Annotated in this window: 15 protein-coding genes and 1 riboswitch; of the genes, 9 read left to right on the top strand and 6 right to left on the bottom strand. The window is 71.0% G+C overall.

The features are described 5' to 3' along the window. Positions 1 to 4: 4 nt before the first annotated feature. On the bottom strand, positions 5 to 784 hold the full coding sequence (locus AB0L95_RS22670) for an SDR family NAD(P)-dependent oxidoreductase (protein ID WP_365163874.1): 780 nt from the start codon (positions 782 to 784) through the stop codon (positions 5 to 7). A 358-nt stretch (positions 785 to 1,142) separates the two neighbouring features. Here AB0L95_RS22670 and AB0L95_RS22665 point away from each other — a divergent pair, with 358 nt between their 5' ends. Continuing rightward, positions 1,143 to 2,207, top strand: a complete 1,065-nt coding sequence (locus AB0L95_RS22665; protein WP_365163974.1) for a galactosyldiacylglycerol synthase — start codon at positions 1,143 to 1,145, stop codon at positions 2,205 to 2,207. A gap of 70 nt (positions 2,208 to 2,277) precedes the next feature. Here the strand turns inward: AB0L95_RS22665 and AB0L95_RS22660 are convergent, their stop codons facing one another. Together AB0L95_RS22660 and AB0L95_RS22655 are read right to left on the bottom strand one after the other, a co-directional pair. Further along, positions 2,278 to 2,724 carry an SPW repeat protein gene (locus tag AB0L95_RS22660; RefSeq protein WP_365163873.1) on the bottom strand — a complete coding sequence of 149 codons (447 nt, stop codon included), beginning with the start codon at positions 2,722 to 2,724 and terminating at the stop codon, positions 2,278 to 2,280. A 233-nt stretch (positions 2,725 to 2,957) separates the two neighbouring features. Continuing rightward, the gene (locus tag AB0L95_RS22655; protein WP_365163872.1) at positions 2,958 to 3,575 is read right to left on the bottom strand and encodes a hypothetical protein; all 618 of its coding nucleotides are present in this window, start codon (positions 3,573 to 3,575) and stop codon (positions 2,958 to 2,960) included. A 493-nt stretch (positions 3,576 to 4,068) separates the two neighbouring features. Between AB0L95_RS22655 and AB0L95_RS22650 the strand changes: the two genes are divergently transcribed. From AB0L95_RS22650 to AB0L95_RS22635, 4 genes are all read left to right on the top strand, one after another. Next, the gene (locus AB0L95_RS22650) at positions 4,069 to 4,746 is read left to right on the top strand and encodes a hypothetical protein (RefSeq protein WP_365163870.1); all 678 of its coding nucleotides are present in this window, start codon (positions 4,069 to 4,071) and stop codon (positions 4,744 to 4,746) included. Between the two features lie 178 nt (positions 4,747 to 4,924). Next, entirely contained in the window at positions 4,925 to 5,170 is a 246-nt protein-coding gene (locus tag AB0L95_RS22645) for a ferredoxin (protein WP_365163868.1), read from the top strand. Next, entirely contained in the window at positions 5,160 to 6,554 is a 1,395-nt protein-coding gene (locus tag AB0L95_RS22640; RefSeq protein ID WP_365163867.1) for an FAD/NAD(P)-binding oxidoreductase, read from the top strand. Before AB0L95_RS22645 ends, AB0L95_RS22640 begins: the two co-directional genes overlap by 11 nt. A 38-nt stretch (positions 6,555 to 6,592) precedes the next feature. Next, entirely contained in the window at positions 6,593 to 7,828 is a 1,236-nt protein-coding gene (locus AB0L95_RS22635; RefSeq protein WP_365163866.1) for a cytochrome P450, read from the top strand. A 131-nt stretch (positions 7,829 to 7,959) separates the two neighbouring features. Here the strand turns inward: AB0L95_RS22635 and AB0L95_RS22630 are convergent, their stop codons facing one another. Further along, positions 7,960 to 8,445, bottom strand: a complete 486-nt coding sequence (locus tag AB0L95_RS22630; RefSeq protein WP_365163864.1) for an SRPBCC family protein — start codon at positions 8,443 to 8,445, stop codon at positions 7,960 to 7,962. 173 nt (positions 8,446 to 8,618) lie between these two features. Here AB0L95_RS22630 and AB0L95_RS22625 point away from each other — a divergent pair, with 173 nt between their 5' ends. After that, positions 8,619 to 9,809: a PP2C family protein-serine/threonine phosphatase gene (locus AB0L95_RS22625; protein ID WP_365163862.1), complete on the top strand. Its 1,191-nt coding sequence runs from the start codon at positions 8,619 to 8,621 to the stop codon at positions 9,807 to 9,809. A 233-nt stretch (positions 9,810 to 10,042) separates the two neighbouring features. Here the strand turns inward: AB0L95_RS22625 and AB0L95_RS22620 are convergent, their stop codons facing one another. Together AB0L95_RS22620 and AB0L95_RS22615 are read right to left on the bottom strand one after the other, a co-directional pair. Continuing rightward, on the bottom strand, positions 10,043 to 10,240 hold the full coding sequence (locus AB0L95_RS22620; protein ID WP_365163861.1) for a hypothetical protein: 198 nt from the start codon (positions 10,238 to 10,240) through the stop codon (positions 10,043 to 10,045). Positions 10,241 to 10,350: 110 nt separating this feature from the next. Then, positions 10,351 to 10,878: a hypothetical protein gene (locus AB0L95_RS22615; RefSeq protein WP_365163859.1), complete on the bottom strand. Its 528-nt coding sequence runs from the start codon at positions 10,876 to 10,878 to the stop codon at positions 10,351 to 10,353. A gap of 389 nt (positions 10,879 to 11,267) precedes the next feature. Beyond that, positions 11,268 to 11,441, top strand: a riboswitch (cyclic di-AMP (ydaO/yuaA leader). A gap of 7 nt (positions 11,442 to 11,448) precedes the next feature. Between AB0L95_RS22615 and AB0L95_RS22610 the strand changes: the two genes are divergently transcribed. The 3 genes from AB0L95_RS22610 (at position 11,449) to AB0L95_RS22600 (ending at position 15,782) form a co-directional block, all read left to right on the top strand. Then, positions 11,449 to 12,975, top strand: a complete 1,527-nt coding sequence (locus tag AB0L95_RS22610) for an NlpC/P60 family protein (RefSeq protein ID WP_365163857.1) — start codon at positions 11,449 to 11,451, stop codon at positions 12,973 to 12,975. Between the two features lie 228 nt (positions 12,976 to 13,203). Next, positions 13,204 to 14,313 (top strand): PP2C family protein-serine/threonine phosphatase, encoded by a 1,110-nt coding sequence (locus AB0L95_RS22605; protein ID WP_365163855.1) that lies wholly within the window; start codon positions 13,204 to 13,206, stop codon positions 14,311 to 14,313. A 104-nt stretch (positions 14,314 to 14,417) separates the two neighbouring features. Further along, positions 14,418 to 15,782, top strand: a complete 1,365-nt coding sequence (locus AB0L95_RS22600; RefSeq protein WP_365163853.1) for an FAD-dependent oxidoreductase — start codon at positions 14,418 to 14,420, stop codon at positions 15,780 to 15,782. Positions 15,783 to 15,863: the final 81 nt, after the last annotated feature.

Below are 15,863 nucleotides of genomic sequence, written 5' to 3'. Positions count from 1 at the left end.
GCACTCACCCGAACCTGGCCGCGAGCCGCCGGTACAAGCCCGGCGCCGCGCCGCGCACCCGGGCGGGCAGACGCAGCCAGCCGGGGACGTAGATCTCGTCCCGGCCGCGGACCGTGGCACGCCAGACGGCGTCTGCCACACGCTCGGCCGGCACCGGCCTCGGCCTGCTGCGCCGGTAGGGCACGCCCCGGCGGTCGAAGAACGGGGTGTCCACCACCCCCGGGATCACCAGGCTGATACCCACGCCGGTGCCCCACACCTCGTAGCGCAGTGCGTCGGCGAATGTGGCGAGCGCTCCCTTGGCGGCGGAGTAGACGGCCTCGCCGCGGACGCCGACGGTGCCCGCGAAAGAGCCGATGATCACGATCCGTCCGGATCCGGCGTCCACCATGTGCGGGAGCAGATGCCGGATCAGGCGCATCGTGGCGAGCGCGTCGACCTCGATCACCTCGGCGATGGCGGACGGGGGCATGGTGGTGAAATCACCCGCCCAGCCGATGCCCGCACCGGCCACCAGCAGGTCCACCCGGCCGACACGTTCGAGGGCGAACTCGGCCAGCCGCCGGTCGGCGCCGGGCCGGGTGAGGTCCGCGGGGAAGACTGCGGCCGACGCCTGGGCGGCGACACCCGTGAGCCGTGGCACATCACGGCCGTTCAGGACCAGGCTCCAGCCCCCCTCGGCGGCCAGTCGGCCGACCACGGCGGCGCCGATCCCGGAGGACGCGCCGGTCACGAGCGCCGTGCCCCGGGTGACCGCCCGGCCTGCGGACCCCCGACGGCCCATGCGTGCACTCGGGCCCGGCGTGGCCGCGGGCGGGCCGGGGACGGATCGTGCGCGGGAGGGAGCATGGGACATGGCGGCTGACCTCGGCTGCGACGGCGAAACCGGACGGGCGGGCGGGACGGCTACTGCTCTCGGGTTCCGGCCGGAGCGGGACGGGTACCCGCCCGCCTCGCCCCGAAGCTCGGAACGCATGGATGTGTGGGGAAGACCATGAAAAGGGACAATCGGTACTGATGGCTGTATTTTTCCCTGCTCGGCGACGGCAGGCGACGCGAACGGTCGCCGCGGCTCCTCCGGTGGCCGGTGAGCGGCGCGGTCCATGAGCGCGCCGAGACGGCTGCTGATCGTCAGCGCGAGCATGGGGTCCGGACACGACACGGTGGCCGCGGAACTGGCGCGCCGAGCCGTGCAGCACGGCCACCACGCCCAGGTCGTGGACGTTTTGGGGCTGCTGCCGTACGGCCTGGGTCCCGGGCTGCGGGGCTTCTACCGGTCGTCCGTACGGCACTATCCCTGGGCGTACGCGGCCCTGTACCGCACATTTCTACGCCGCGGGAGGGGCCGCCGGCCGAGTGGTGTGCCGTTGGCCCGCCTGGCCGGGCACCGTCTGCGGGAGCTGGCGGACCGCACCGGGGCGGACGCGGTGGTTCCCGTGTTCCATCTCGCCGCACAGCTCACCGGTCATCTCAGGTCCAAGGGACTGCTCACGGTGCCCAGCGCCGTTCTGGTGATCGACTTCGCCGTTCACCGGCAATGGCTCCATCCGGGGAACGACACGTACTTCTGCCTGACGGACGAGGCCGCGCGGGAGGTGCGCCAGGACATCTCCGTACCCGCCGAGGCGCCCGGCGCGGTCGTCGCCCCCGAGTTCCTCGCCACGGCCCCCGGGGCGGCCCAGTGGTCCGCACGATTCGCCCGGCACACCCCGGGGCGCCCGCCCGTCCTGCTCTCCGCGGGCGCCTGGGGAGTCGGCTCGCAGCTGGCCTCCACCTCCGCACTGCTGGCCGGGCACGGCTTCCTGCCGGTGGTGCTGTGCGGTCGGAACGAAAGGCTCCGTGACGAGCTTGCCGGGGTGCCGGGCACCGTCGTGCTGGGCTGGGTGTCCGACATGCCGGGCCTGTTGCGTGCGGCGGGCGCCCTGGTGGACAACGCCGCCGGGCAGACGGCCGTCCAGGCCCTCGCCGCGGGACTGCCGGTGGTGGGCTACCGCCCGTTGCCGGGACACGGCGCGGACGGCGTACGACGAATGGCCGAACTCGGCCTGTCGGAGTTCGCCGCGGACGGCGCCGGACTGCTCGGCTCGCTGGGCCGACTCACCACGGCCGGCCCCGAGCGGGAACGCAGGATCGCCCGGGGGCGCACGCTCTTCCGCGACGACGTCCTCACCCGGTTGCTCGCACTCTGCGGTGCGGGCGCCGGTTGAGCGCGCCGGTGCCGTACCGGACCTGCCGGGGGCATGTGGGGTACGGCGCGCAGCGCTCATGCCTTCCGGCTCACCGGTGCGTACGGTTGGCGACGCCGATCGTCAGGCCCATCGCGGCCAGTCCCAGCAGGATCGTCACGGCGCCGACCGCACAGTTGCTCCAGAGGACGCCGGCCCGTGCGCCGTGGGCGGCGGTGACCACCCAGGGCGAGATGACCAGCCAGATACCGAGCGGAACGGCCAGCCACGCCATGCGGAGCATCCGTTCCGGAATCATGGCCAGACCGACTCCGATGAGGCCGATGGTGAGGCCGACAATCAGGTTGTTCACAGTGAGGTTGGGCTCAGCCCCCGAAAAGTGCATGACCCAGGGCGATATGGCGGCGTAGATGCCCGCCAGCATGATCAGGCCCTCGATGATGACCGCTTTGCCGGAGGCCGCACGCTCGAACCGTTCCCGCATCTCTGCTATCTCGGGGTGCGTGCCCATCTCACTGGAGTGATGCGGATACGACATCGCTGTCGTCTCCTCTCCACGAGTGCTGTAATGCCTCTGCCCTGTACAAGATTCCCCCATTCGGGGGGTTTACGCGACTTTCGCACTCTTTGCCGAGATGAGAGCCATGCGTCCGTGCGGGGGCCTGCCGACGCCCTAGGGTGTAACGCGCCGTCGACGGTCACACAGACCGGAACCCCGGCCCGATTCCGGCGGGCCGGGGTTCTCGTTCTGTGCACGAGGCGAGTGCGACGTCACTTGCCGCCGTTGTTGCCGTTTCCGTTGCTGTAGCTGTAGTGGTACTCGTAGTCGTTGTCGTCGTTGTCGTCGTTGTCGCCGTTGTCGCCGTGCCCCTCGTCGAACCGGTGCACGATCCGGATGCTGCCCACCACACCGTGCTTGACCTTCACACCGCCACGGACATGGCGGGGGAAGAGGCCGTTGCTGGAGCTGTGCGGGCCGACCGTGGCGATGGGGGCGCCGTTGTCGCACGTCGCGCCGTTGAAGACCTCGACGAACTTCTTGCTGTCGTTACGGACGTTGAGGCTGTTCGCTCCGAGGCCGCTGACGACCGTGATGCAGCTGCTCTCGTGGGGGGAGTACTCCCGCTCGTTGACGAAGATGCGGCCCTCACCCTTGTGGTGGTGCTCGTGCTCCTCGTGCCCGCCGCCGCCGCCCTCGCGCCCCTTGGAGTTGTCGTTGTTGTTGTCGTTGTTGTTGTTATTGTTGTTGTTTCCGCTGTTCCCCTGGGGGGCAGCGAAGGCGGCGGCCTGGGCCGGCTCGGAGGCGGCGGAGGCGTACGTGATGCCGGTGGCCACGAGGGCGGCGCCGGCCGCGACGGCCGCGGTAACAGCGATGGAACGCGTTGCCATGTCACTTCTCCTGTTCTCAGACACGTCGGCTGTGAACCGATGCGTGATTGAAAGTACAGACCGGATCGAGCCGTGTCATACAGGACATACCGACTATATGAGGATGAATCCGATTGGAGCAGTGCTGTCTCTGACGCCCCGTCATTTCGCCAGGTCGCGGCGTCGTCGCCCACCGCGGGCCGCCCTACGGCAGGACACGACACGCCGGACGCAGATGACTTGCCGAGGCGTCAATTTCCTTATGATTAAGGGGCGTTGACTTCCGACGACCCGTCAGTCCGGTTTTCGGTCGGGGACTTCCGCTGTCGGGCCCTCCGAAGGAGGGGAGCGGTCGCCGTCCGCCCGGGACTCGCACACGGCGCGGGCCGACACGCCGCGGCCGACCGCCGTGCGGAGCCGGTCATGGTCTGCCGTTCGGCCGCCCTCCGGTGGCGGCACCCTCCGGCCGGCGGCTTGCTGGTGGCAAGGTCCGGCGCGGAGGAAGCGAGCACCCATGGAGACAACGGAGCCGAAGCAGCAGGTACTGCAGACCCCGCGCGCCGCCGGGCTGGCAGGGGTCGTCTTCGCGGTCCTGCTCACGGCGGTCATCGTGCTGATCCGGCTGGGCATCCCCGAGGGCGCCAACGCACCCGTCCCTGAGGCGTCGGCCGATTCCGCGCGGCTCAGCGCGGTACGGGCGGCGCTCGCGCTCGTCCCGTTCGCCGGGATCTTCTTCCTGTGGTTCGTCGGCGTCGTGCGGACCCATATCGGGGCGGCGGAGGACAAGTTCCTCGCCACCGTGTTCCTCGGCAGCGGGCTGATCTTCGTGGCCACGCTGTTCGAGGCCGCCGCGGCGGCGGCGGCCGTGCTGGACACCACGTCCCCGTCCCGCGGCGCCCCCGGAGGGCCCACCTGGGCCTACGGCCGCCACTTCGCGTACACGTTGCTGATCGACTACGCGATGCGGATGGCGGCGGTCTGCACCTGCTCTCTGTCGGCGATCGCGTACCGCATCGGAGTGCTCCCCCGCTGGCTCGCCCTGCTGGGCTTTCTGACCGTCCTGACGCTGCTGTTCGTCGCGACCGCCGTCCCCTGGTCGGAGCTGGTGTTCCCGGCGTGGGCGCTGCTGGTCAGCGTCCACATCCTCACGGCGTGGGGCCGCTCCCGGCCCGGCACCCCGGCGGCGGCCTGAGAGGGGACGCGGGGACTGCGGCCACTCCTCGGGCCGGTCCTCACTCCTTCGGCCCGCCCCGCGAGCGCGGGCCCCCAGGGGTCTCCCATGCTGGCGTGGGGAGATGACCGCCGTCCGGGGGGTGCCCGCGGAGCGTGAGGCGCCCGGCGGACCTGGCCGCCGGAAGGGGCGAGTGGTGATGAGGCTTGTCGTCGATCTCAACAGGTGCCAGGGCTATGCGCAGTGTGCGTTCCTGGCGCCGGACGTCTTCGCCATGCACGGTGAGGAGTCCCTGGTCTACAACCCGCGGGCCGAGGAGGAGCACCGGGACAAGGTGGCGCGCGCCGTGGCCGCCTGTCCCGTGCAGGCGATCACGGCCGAGGGACTGGACGACGCGGCCGATCCGCCGGCCTGGGCCGGTCAGGAGGCCTCCCATGACTGCTGACGACCATCTGGTATGGCTGCGGCGCGAGGGCCGGATCGTGATCGTGGGCGCCTCCCTCGCGGGCCTGCGGGCGGCCGAGACACTGCGCGAGGAGGGCTTCACCGGTTCGCTGACCATGATCGGCGACGAGCCCTACGAGCCGTACGACCGCCCGCCGCTGTCGAAGGCGGTCCTGCTGGGCAAGGCCTCCCCCCAGTACACCGAGCTCCCCCGGCGCCGGGACATCGACGCCAAGTGGCTCCTCGGGGTCGCGGCGACCGGCCTCGATCTGTCGGCCAAACGGGTACGGCTGGAGGACGGGAACGAGGTGGAGTACGACCGGCTGCTGATCGCGACCGGCGTACGCGCCCGGCCCTGGCCCAAGGAGGCGGAAGCCCAACTCGACGGCGTCTTCGTGCTGCGGACCCGTGATGACGCGGTGGGGCTGGAACGGCGGCTGAGGGCCTCGCCACGCCGTGTGCTCGTCATCGGCGCCGGTTTCACCGGGTCGGAGATCGCCTCCGCCTGCCGGGAACAGGGCATCGCGGTCACGCTGGCGGAGCGCGGGGGCGCGCCCCTGGTGGGCGCGCTCGGCGGGGTGATCGGCGCGGTGGCGGCGGAACTGCACCGCGAGAACGGCGTCGACCTGCGCACCGGCATCATGGTCGCCGCCCTGGAGGGCGACCCGGCGGGCCGGGTGCGGGCCGCGCATCTCTCCGACGGCGACATCGTCGAGGCGGACGTGGTGGTGGTGTCGCTCGGCGCGACCCGCAACACCGAGTGGCTGGCCGGATCAGGCTTGGGCGCGGGCCCTCGGGGCATCGCCTGCGACGCGGGGTGCCGGGCCTTCGACTTCCGGGGCATCGTCACCGACGACATCTATGTCGCGGGCGATGTGGCACGCTCCCCGCACCCGCTGTTCGGCTATCAGTTCCTGTCTCTCGAACACTGGGGCAACGCCGTCAGCCAGGCGGAGGTCGCCGCGCACAACATGATCAACGCCAGCGCCGACCGGCGCCCGCACATCTGGGTCCCCGCCTTCTGGTCGTCGCAGTTCGGCGTGAACATCAAGTCGGTCGGCGTCCCCTCCATGGGCGACGAGATCATGATCACGCAGGGCTCGCTGGCCGAACGCCGCTTCGTCGGGGCGTACGGCTACCAGGGGCGGGTCATCGCCGCCGTGAGCTTCGACAACACACGCTGGCTGGACTTCTACCAGCGGCAGATCGAGACGGCCGCGCCCTTCCCGGTGGAGTTCCCGACGGTGGACCGCCGTCCCGAGGGCCAGCGACCGGTCCCGTCCGACTTCCCCGACCCGTCCCTGCCGAGCCACGGACCGACGGTGACCCTGAGCGGTTACTCGCCGACCGATCGGCGGCTGGTCTTCACCCCGGCCCACCACTGACCGACAGCCGGCCCGACCTCACGCCCCGAGGACCCCTCATGACGCACCACTCGCTCCTGCGCCAGATCACCGACTACGCCCATCGCGCGAACCCGTATCCGCTGTACAAGGAGCTCCACAAGACCCCGGTGCTGCACGAGGAGGACGGCGGCCCGTACCTCGTCAGCTCCTACTGGGACATCCTCAACCTGCTGCACGACCCGAGGATCAGCTCCGACGCCGCCAACCTCGCCGCCGCGGGCGCCGACGAAGCGGGCGGGGCGTCGGAGACGGGGCTGCCGCCGAGCTTCATCCGGCAGGACCCGCCGGAGCACGACCGGCTGCGCCGGATCGCCAACCGCCCCTTCGGCCCCCCGCACAGCCCCTACAAGATCGAATCGATGCGCGGTGAACTCGCCGAGATCGTCTCCGCTCTGATCGACGGCTTCGGAGAGGCCCGGGAGATCGATGTGGTCGATCAGTTCGCGTATCCCTTCCCGGTGACCGTGATCTGCCGGCTGCTCGGCGTGCCGCGCGAGGACGAGCCGCGCTTTCGTGCCTGGGTCGACCCGATCGTGGCGAGTCTTGACCCGGACACCGGCAGGGACGACGCCGAGCGCGGGCGCGCGGCGCAGGAGGCACGGATGGAGCTGGGCATGTACCTCGCCCAGCTGGTCGAGCAGCGGAGCAAGGAACCCACCGGGGACATGCTGTCCGAACTGGTCACGAGCCATGGCCCGGGCGGCACCATGACGACGATGGAGGTGCTCAGCACCGCGGTGCTGCTGTTGATCGCGGGCCATGAGACGACCGTCAACCTGATCACCAACGGCATGCTCACCCTGCTGCGGCACCCGGAGTACCTCGAGAGGTTGCGCGAGGACCCCAAACTGGCCGTCAACATCGTGGAGGAACTGCTGCGCTACGAGCCACCGGTGCAGCTCGTGCCGCAGCGGACCTGCATCGCGGACATCGAGATACGCGGGATCACCATCCCGAAGGGATCGCGGATCTGGCTGGTGCTGGCCGCGGGCAACCGGGACCCCGAGCGCTTCAGGGACCCCGACCGGTTCGACCCCGACCGCGGGGACATCCAGCATCTGGGCTTCGGCAGCGGCATCCACAGCTGCTTCGGCGCGCCGCTCGCGCGACTGGAGGCGCAGATCGCCCTGGCCGAACTGGCCCGCCGCCTCGACAACCCCCGCCTGGTGGAAGACCCACCTCCCTACCGGCAGAACGCGGTGCTGCGCGGACCGCGCCACCTGCGGATCAGCTTCGGCGATCTGCGTCCCTGAGCGAACGTCCGCCCCCTCGCCCACGGCACACCGCGGCGCCCCGGCCGCCCGGAGACGGTGACGCACCGCGGCGCCCCGGCCGCCGGAGACGGCGAGGCGCCACGGAGCCACGGAGCCACCGAGCCACGGCCTCAGCCGATCGCACCGGGGCTGCCGGAGTCACCGGGCCGGATCCGTTCCCGCCAGGCTCCGGATTCACTCCCGCGCTCTTCGATGAACTGCTTGAAGCGTCGCAGGTCTCCCTTGACGCGCCGGTCGATGACCCCCAGGGTGTCCGCGGTCCGCTCCACGGCCCCGGCGGGCTCGACGTCCATCACGAGCTCCACCCGGGTGTGCATGTCGTCCACGCGCTGGAAGCGGACCGAGCCCTTCTGCCGGGTGTCACCGCTGGTCGTACGCCAGGTGATCCGCTCGTCGGGAAGCTGGTCGATGATCTCGGTGTCGAACTCCCGGCGGATACCGCCGATCTTGGTGGTCCAGTGGGTGTGGCGGTCGTCGAGCTGCCTGACCTCCTCGACCCCCTCCATGAAATTCGGGAACTCCTCGAACTGGGTCCACTGGTTGTAGGCGGTACGGAGGGGGACCTCGACCTCCACCGTTTCCCTGACCATGCTCATCTGCGCCTCCTTCGGCTGATCGACCGCGACCGGCCGGGGGCCCGCCGCTCGGATCCTGGTCATCGCGCCGAGTACCCGGCGAGGACCCGTTTACGGCGGTGACGCCCCGACTGTCGGCGGGCGCGGCCTTCACCCGGTGGCCGTGCGACCGATGGCGAGGCAGGGTGGTAGGCATGGGTCTCCGGCAAAGGGCCGTCGCGGGGCTACGAGAGTCGTGGCAGTCGAGCCATGCCCTCCTGCTGCTCCCCCTGGCGCTGATCGTCGCGATCATGGTGGTGGACATCCACTCTCCCGAGAGCATCCATCTGGGCCCCGCACTGGTGATCGCGCCTGCCCTCACGTCTTCGTTCGCCGGGCCCCGCCTGTCCAGCCTCATCGGGGCACTGGCCGTGATAGCGCAGATCATCATCGCCGTCCTGCACGGCGGGCTGGGCACCACCAACCACATCGTGCAGATCCTCACCCTGTTCGTACTGTCGGTGATGATCGTGGTCTACTGCGCCATCAGGGACCGGCACCGTGAACAACTGGCCCAGGTCCGGTCGGTGGCCGAAGCGGCACAGCACGTCCTGCTGTGGCCGCTGCCGGAACACATCGGTCCCCTGAGAGTGGCCTGCCTGTACCTGGCGGCCGAGGACGAGGCGCAGATCGGCGGCGACCTGTACGCCGCCACCCGCGCGGACAGCAGGGTGCGCGTCCTGATCGGCGACGTACGCGGCAAGGGCCTCTCGGCCATCGGCGAGGCCGCCCTGTTGCTCGGTGCCTTCCGTGAGGCGGGCCATCGGCAGTCGTCGCTGCCGGATCTGGCCGCCACCCTGGAGCAGAGCGTGACCCGCTATCTGGCCGACTTCGAGCCGCCCGAGGAACTGGGCGAACGCTTCGCCACCGCCCTGCTGATGGAGATCCCCGACGGCGACCCGATCACCCGCATGACCAGTTGCGGGCACCCTCCGCCGCTGCTGCTCAGCCCCGGTCATGTGGTCACCGTCCCGAGCGTGCACCCGGCACCCCCGATGGGGATCGGCTCGGCGCACCCGGGGGACTACCACCTGGACGTGTTCTCCTTCGAGCCCGGCGACACCCTCCTGCTCTACACCGACGGCGTCATCGAGGCCCGGGACGCCGCCGGCCGCTTCTATCCGCTCGCGGACCGCGCGGCCCAGTGGACCGAGGAGTGCCCCGAGACGCTGCTGCACCGCATCCGTCGCGATCTGCTCTCCCACACCGGCGGGCGCCTGGACGACGACGCCGCGCTCATCGCCCTGCGCCGGACCCCGAGCGTCCATCACGGGCGTCCGCACCCGCGGATCATTCACGCCGACGGCTTCCGTCACCGTCCGCAGAACCAGCCGCAGGGCGGGTGATCCGCACCCTCAGGTGCTGAAGGAGGCGGAGAGACCCGGAGTCCCTGCCGCGGACGACGACGTACGAGAAGACGCCGAGGGAGGGCGGCACCAGGCCGAAGACCAGCCAGCCGGCCTTGGGGGCAGAGCCGCCCATGGGCGTGTGCCCCGACAGCGGCCCCTGGCGCCTTCAGCGTGCCCACGGCATCCGGCGGCGGGCCTCACCCGGAACGGGTGAGCGGGCGCGGTCTGCGTCACTCCGGCAGTCGGCGCATCTCCACGACGTGCAGTCCGAGGGACTGGCAGCGGGCCAGCAGCTCGTACACCTGCGCATCGTCGAGGACGGGGCCGAACAGGAGGGTCTGGCCGGACATGGTGACGTGCTCCAGCTCCGGAAAGGCCTGGGCCAGCGTCTCCGACATCTGCCCGTCGACACGGATCTCATAGCGCATGAGCTGCTCTCTCGCGGATGGCCTGGGGCGGGTGACGTGCGCCTCTCCCCGTGATGGTCCGCCCCGGTGCGTCCCCGCACCTCACCTGGGGCAGGTGAACGGCTCCGCCGTCAGTCCTTCACGGCGATCTTGAACACGATGATCAGCAGACCGATCACCAGGTTGATCGCGGCAGAGACGGCCACCAGGCGCCAGGAGGCCCCGGCATGGCGTGCGGCGGCGGCCGACCAGCCCATCTGCCCCGCCACTGCCACGGAGAGCGACAGCCAGACCGTGCCCCGCAGATCCAGGCCCAGCAGCGGGCTGACGGCGACCGCGGCGGCCGGCGGGACGGCTGCCTTGACGATCGGCCACTCGTCACGGCACACATGCAGGACGGTCGCGCGGTCCAGGCGCGACTGCGCCAGGCGGGCGCCGAACAGCTGGGCGTGCACATGCGCGATCCAGAACACCACGCCGGTGCTGACCAGCAGCAGCACCATTTCGCCCCGCGGCAACGGGCCGTGGGTACCGGCGCCGACCACCACCGAGGCGGCGAGCAGGGAGCCGTAGACACCGCCGGTGTAGTCGGCACGCGCCCGGCGTTCGGCGATGCGCGCCCGGGCGTCGGAGTCGTCCGCCTTGGGCCTGCGTCGCATGGGGGATGACCCTCCTGATCGCTCCACGTCATCGTGCCGCAGCACCGGACTGATCATGCTTAACCAGCCGAATAGCGGAATATCAGAAATATAAGGCGAGAGCGCGCAATCGGGCCCCGATGGACCCGGTGGCGCGAGCGAAGCGCCCTGCCGGCCGGGGCGCTCAGCGCCACCGGGCGGCGCGCGAGCGTCCTCGCGCTCCGTTCCGCCCGGAAAGCGACGACCGGTCGAGGAGCGGATCAGTGAAAAGCGAAGCTCGATGGGAACGCCCAGACGAAAATCACACTTAGGTATCGGACATTTCGCGCTTCAATCTTCACGCCAGGCACACAAGTTGGCTAAGTTGACGGCTAGGCCAAGCGACTCCCTCCGGCGAACCTCGCCGGGTTGCACGGCCTCCGCCGAATCCGATGCACCTCGACCGCAACCGGAACCGGGGACCCAACCGACCACGGGGTGAATCGGCTCAACTGCTCGCCGAGGCAGGGGCCGTAGGGCACACCTTCCGGATCCGTCCGCCCGAACCCGTCAGCTAACCCGGTAGGCGGAGCACGGAAGGAGTACGACCCCATGGCGCCGGAGCGAACCCCGGGCCCAGGAGGCTTCGGCCCCCATGGCATGCGCAGGTTCACCGAGGACGACGGTCCGAGCCGCGACGAGGTCCAGCAGCGGATCCGCAGCCTGTACGACCGGGCGGAGACCGACAGCGGAACCTTCAACGCGACGCGCGCGGTGGCGACGGGGACGCAGAGGCGTGCCAACCCGGTACTCGACAAGGATCGCCGACGCGTCGACCCGGCACTCGAGGACATGGCCCGGCAGTGGTTCGAGGCGGCGCGTCTGAGTCTGGGGCCGACCGTTCCGGCGGCACTGCCGCGCGACAGGATGCCGGACAGCTCGTCCTCGGCCCGGCCCTCGGAACCGGCGAGTATTCCGGTGAGCGACCTCGTCCTCCTTCTCCGCGAGCTGGGCCTGGCCGATCGGCCCGACCGCGAACTCACCGCCGGCCCGGCCGCGCGTCCCGTGGCCGAGCTGACCGCCGCCGTCGCGGAACCGGCCGCGCGCCCCGTCCCGGAGCTGACCGCCGGCCCCGTTGCGGAGCTGACCGCCGGCCCCATGGCCGCGTTGCCCGCTGCCCCGCCGAAGCTGCCGGACACGCCCCAGGTCACGCCCGCCGGGGCCGCCGAGCCCGAGTCGTCCGCCCCGCAGACCGCCAAGGAGCACACCCGGCAGAGGCTCTCCGCGGCCCGTGACCTGCTGGCCCAGCGGTCCGCGCGGCAGGGCACGCCGTCCCCGGCGGTCGAGCCCAGTCCCGCGATGGACGCCTGGCGCTCGACGGAGGGGCAGGACGGCCTCGCGGTCCACGAGGCCTGGCAGTGGCAGCAGCCGTCCGCCCTCGGCATGGACCTCCCGGCCGCCTCGCCCGACGCGGGCCTCTACGCCACCGCCCCCGCGGCTCCCCTCACCCCGGATCCACTGACGTACCCTCAACTGCCCACGGCGGCCGAACCGTTCCTCGCCGCCCCCCAGGCGTTCCCGACCATGGACCCCCTGCCCGCCGCACCCGAACTCCCCGCCCCCGAACCATTCCTGCCCACCCCCGAACCGTTCCTCGCCACCCCGCAGCCGTTCCCCACCGCCGAACCGTTCCCCGCCGCCGAACCGCTGCCCGGCGCCGAGGTCGTATCGGGCGCCGGACTCCCCTTGGGGATCGGCGGGGCGCAGGAGCCGGGGTACGACACGAAGTACGCGAAGGCGGTCGCCTTCGCCCGTGCGCAGATCGGCAGGCCCTGCCTCTGGGGCGCGGCCGGACCCGAGTCGTACGACGCCGCCGGTCTCACACAGGCCGCCTGGAGGGCTGCCGGGGTGACTCTCCCGCGTGCGGCCCGCGACCAGTCGGTGGTCGGCACGGTGGTTCCCCTCATCGACATCCAGCCCGGCGACCTCGTGTTCTTCAATCCGGACGCCGGCCATGTCGGCCTGAGCACCGGCAACGGCATGATGATCCACGCTCCGGGCCCGGGCGCCTTCATCCGCGAGGAGGCGGTCCTCTACGCCGGTGAGGCGGCGATCCACAGCGTGATGCGGCCCGCGTGAGGCCACCCGCGTGACGTGACCCGGGGGCGGGCGTGCTCGGTTCGCCCCCGGCGCCGTCGACGGACCTCAACCGGGCTCGCGGGCGACCGTTCGTCGATCACCGGTGGCGGAGTGTGTCCGAAGGGACGTCCCTGCGGCTGTTCCGACCGTTCCACCTGCGAGTTCGGACCGATCACGCGGCGGCCGTCGGCATTGCGGCAGGCGGTTTCGCGTAGCAGCGTAGGGGATGTGAGAGGCCCGATTGTCGAGCGGATCCACCGCAAGAGGGACCGCAGAGGCTGGCTGAGCGGCGCGCCACCCCCTTGGTGGGTGAAGGTGCTGCCCGTGGTCCTGCTGATCATCGTGGGCATCGTGAGCCTGGTCGCACCCTCGCCGCTGGACATCGGATTCCTTCTGGGAGCCATCCCGCCCCTGGCCGTCCTGTCCTACGGGCCCGCGGCCACCGCCGGGCTCGGCCTTCTCGTCGTAGGACTGCAGCACACCCGCGTCTTCCACCTGGACCGGCCGGGCAGCACGGACCTGCTCACGATCAGCTTCGTTGCCGTGCTGAGCGTGTTCGTGTCGTATGTGCGCAGCCATCGCGACGCCCAGCTCAACGTCGAACGCACGGTCGCGGAGGCGGCCCAGAACGCGCTGGTTCCGCCGCTGCGCGAGCAGGTGGGGCTGGTCCACTGCGCCGGTCTGTACCGCGCGGCCCAGCGCGGGACGCTCGTCGGCGGCGACTTCTTCGATGTGCGCGAGGGCCCCACCGGGGTACGGGCGGTCATGGGCGATGTGCAGGGGCACGGGCTGTCGGCGGTCTCGACCGTCGCCTCGCTGCTCGGGGCATTCCGGGAAGCGGTGCTCGACCAGCCCGATCTGCCCTCGGTCGCCTCCCGCCTCGACCGCAGGCTGCTCGTGGACTCGGGAGACGCCCGGCTCGCGGAGCTGTTCGCGACGGCGGTGCTGCTGGAGTTCTCCCCCGACGCCCGGACGGTACGGATCATCGCCTGCGGCAGTCCGGCGCCCGTACTGCTCCACGACGGCAAGGCAACCGAGCTGGAGGTGCCGTCCGGTACACCGCTCGGGATCGGGCTGAGCGAAGGGGGCACGTACGACGAGGTCGTCCGGAAGCTGGAAGGCGGGGACCGGCTGTTCCTGGCCTCGGACGGCATCTGGGAGGCACGGGACGCGACCGGGACGTTCTATCCTCTGGTCGACCGGCTCCCCCGGTTCGCCGACGACGAGCCCACCGCGACGACCCGGCAGGTGTGGGAAGATCTCTTGCGCTTCTGCGGCTCCGTCCGCGACGACGCCACGATGCTTCTCCTCACCCCGGAGCCCCGAGGCGAGCCATAAGGCATACTTATGACGTCATAGAGGCAACCCGCGTACCAAGTAAGGTTTGCCTTAGTTTAAGGTTTCCGACGAGCCGTCTGTCACCGCTCGAAGGGAACCTGATCATGCCGCGCCCCCTGCGGGTAGCCATCGTCGGAGCCGGCCCCGCCGGGATCTACGCCGCCGACGCCCTGCTCAAGTCCGAGGTGGCCGCCGAGCCCGGCGTGTCCATCGACATCTTCGAGCGGATGCCGGCCCCGTTCGGCCTCATCCGCTACGGCGTCGCCCCGGACCACCCGCGGATCAAGGGCATCATCACCGCCCTGCACCAGGTGCTCGACAAACCGCAGGTCCGTCTGTTCGGCAACGTCGACTACCCCACCGACATCAGCCTGGACGACCTGCGCACGTTCTACGACGCCGTGATCTTCTCGACGGGCGCGACGGCCGACCGGGACCTCGACATACCCGGCATCGGCCTCGCGGGCTCCTACGGCGCGGCCGACTTCGTCTCCTGGTACGACGGACATCCGGACGTGCCGCGGACCTGGCCCCTCGCGGCCGAGAAGGTCGCCGTCCTCGGCGTGGGCAACGTCGCGCTCGACGTGGCCCGCATCCTGGCCAAGACCGCGGACGAACTGCTGCCCACCGAGATCCCGCCGAACGTCTACGACGGCCTCAAGGCCAACAGGGCCCTGGAGATCCATGTCTTCGGCCGCCGCGGCCCGGCGCAGGCGAAGTTCAGCCCGATGGAGCTGCGGGAGCTGGACCACTCCCCCAGCATCGAGGTCATCGTGGACCCCGAGGACATCGACTACGACGAGGGGTCGATCGCGACGCGGCGCGGCAACAAGCAGGCCGACATGGTCGCCAAGACGCTGGAGAACTGGGCGATCCGGGACGTCGGCGACCGGCCGCACAAGTTGTTCCTGCACCTCTTCGAGTCGCCCACCGAGATCCTCGGCGAGGACGGCAAGGTCGTCGGTCTGCGCACCGAGCGCACGGCCCTGGACGGCACCGGCAACGTCAAGGGCACGGGCGCGTTCCGGGACTGGGACGTGAGCGCGGTCTACCGTGCGGTCGGGTATCTGTCCGACCCGCTGCCCAAGCTGCCCTGGGACCTCGCGTCGGGCACCGTGCCGGACCAGGGCGGGCGCGTCGTGGAGGAGAGCGGCGAGCACCTGCAGTCCACCTATGTCACCGGCTGGATCCGGCGCGGTCCGGTGGGCCTGATCGGTCACACCAAGGGCGACGCCAACGAGACGGTGGCCAATCTGCTGGACGACCATGCCAACAGGCGCCTGCACACGCCGGCTTCCCCGGCGCCCGAGGCGGTGGAGGCGTTCCTGACCGAGCGGAACATCCGCTTCACCACCTGGGAGGGCTGGTACCGCCTGGACGCCGCGGAGAAGGCGCTCGGCGCCCCGCAGGGCCGTGAGCGCGTGAAGCTCGTGGAGCGGGAGGACATGCTTCGCGAGAGCGGAGCCTGAGCGCACGACGCCGCCCCGCAAGAGCGGGACGGCGTGACCGCCGGCCGGAACGTCCCGGCCGGCGGTCCCGGTGCGGACCGG

The organism is Streptomyces sp. NPDC052036 (genome assembly GCF_040680495.1).
GTDB lineage: Bacteria > Actinomycetota > Actinomycetes > Streptomycetales > Streptomycetaceae > Streptomyces.
The sequence above is the reverse complement of the archived record's forward strand: the minus strand, read 5'-3'. Positions and strand labels throughout refer to the sequence as shown.

Bases quoted from the DNA above. Each gene is read 5' to 3' on its own strand.
- AB0L95_RS22630 (WP_365163864.1), bottom strand. From the start codon at position 8,445: ATGAGCATGGTCAGGGAAACGGTGGAGGTCGAGGTCCCCCTCCGTACC.
- AB0L95_RS22610 (WP_365163857.1), top strand. From the start codon at position 11,449: ATGGCGCCGGAGCGAACCCCGGGCCCAGGAGGCTTCGGCCCCCATGGC.
- AB0L95_RS22600 (WP_365163853.1), top strand. From the start codon at position 14,418: ATGCCGCGCCCCCTGCGGGTAGCCATCGTCGGAGCCGGCCCCGCCGGG.
- AB0L95_RS22650 (WP_365163870.1), top strand. From the start codon at position 4,069: ATGGAGACAACGGAGCCGAAGCAGCAGGTACTGCAGACCCCGCGCGCC.
- AB0L95_RS22635 (WP_365163866.1), top strand. From the start codon at position 6,593: ATGACGCACCACTCGCTCCTGCGCCAGATCACCGACTACGCCCATCGC.
- AB0L95_RS22620 (WP_365163861.1), bottom strand. From the start codon at position 10,240: ATGCGCTATGAGATCCGTGTCGACGGGCAGATGTCGGAGACGCTGGCC.
- AB0L95_RS22640 (WP_365163867.1), top strand. From the start codon at position 5,160: ATGACTGCTGACGACCATCTGGTATGGCTGCGGCGCGAGGGCCGGATC.
- AB0L95_RS22670 (WP_365163874.1), bottom strand. From the start codon at position 784: ATGGGCCGTCGGGGGTCCGCAGGCCGGGCGGTCACCCGGGGCACGGCG.
- AB0L95_RS22660 (WP_365163873.1), bottom strand. From the start codon at position 2,724: ATGTCGTATCCGCATCACTCCAGTGAGATGGGCACGCACCCCGAGATA.
- AB0L95_RS22615 (WP_365163859.1), bottom strand. From the start codon at position 10,878: ATGCGACGCAGGCCCAAGGCGGACGACTCCGACGCCCGGGCGCGCATC.
- AB0L95_RS22665 (WP_365163974.1), top strand. From the start codon at position 1,143: ATGGGGTCCGGACACGACACGGTGGCCGCGGAACTGGCGCGCCGAGCC.
- AB0L95_RS22625 (WP_365163862.1), top strand. From the start codon at position 8,619: ATGGGTCTCCGGCAAAGGGCCGTCGCGGGGCTACGAGAGTCGTGGCAG.
- AB0L95_RS22645 (WP_365163868.1), top strand. From the start codon at position 4,925: ATGAGGCTTGTCGTCGATCTCAACAGGTGCCAGGGCTATGCGCAGTGT.
- AB0L95_RS22655 (WP_365163872.1), bottom strand. From the start codon at position 3,575: ATGGCAACGCGTTCCATCGCTGTTACCGCGGCCGTCGCGGCCGGCGCC.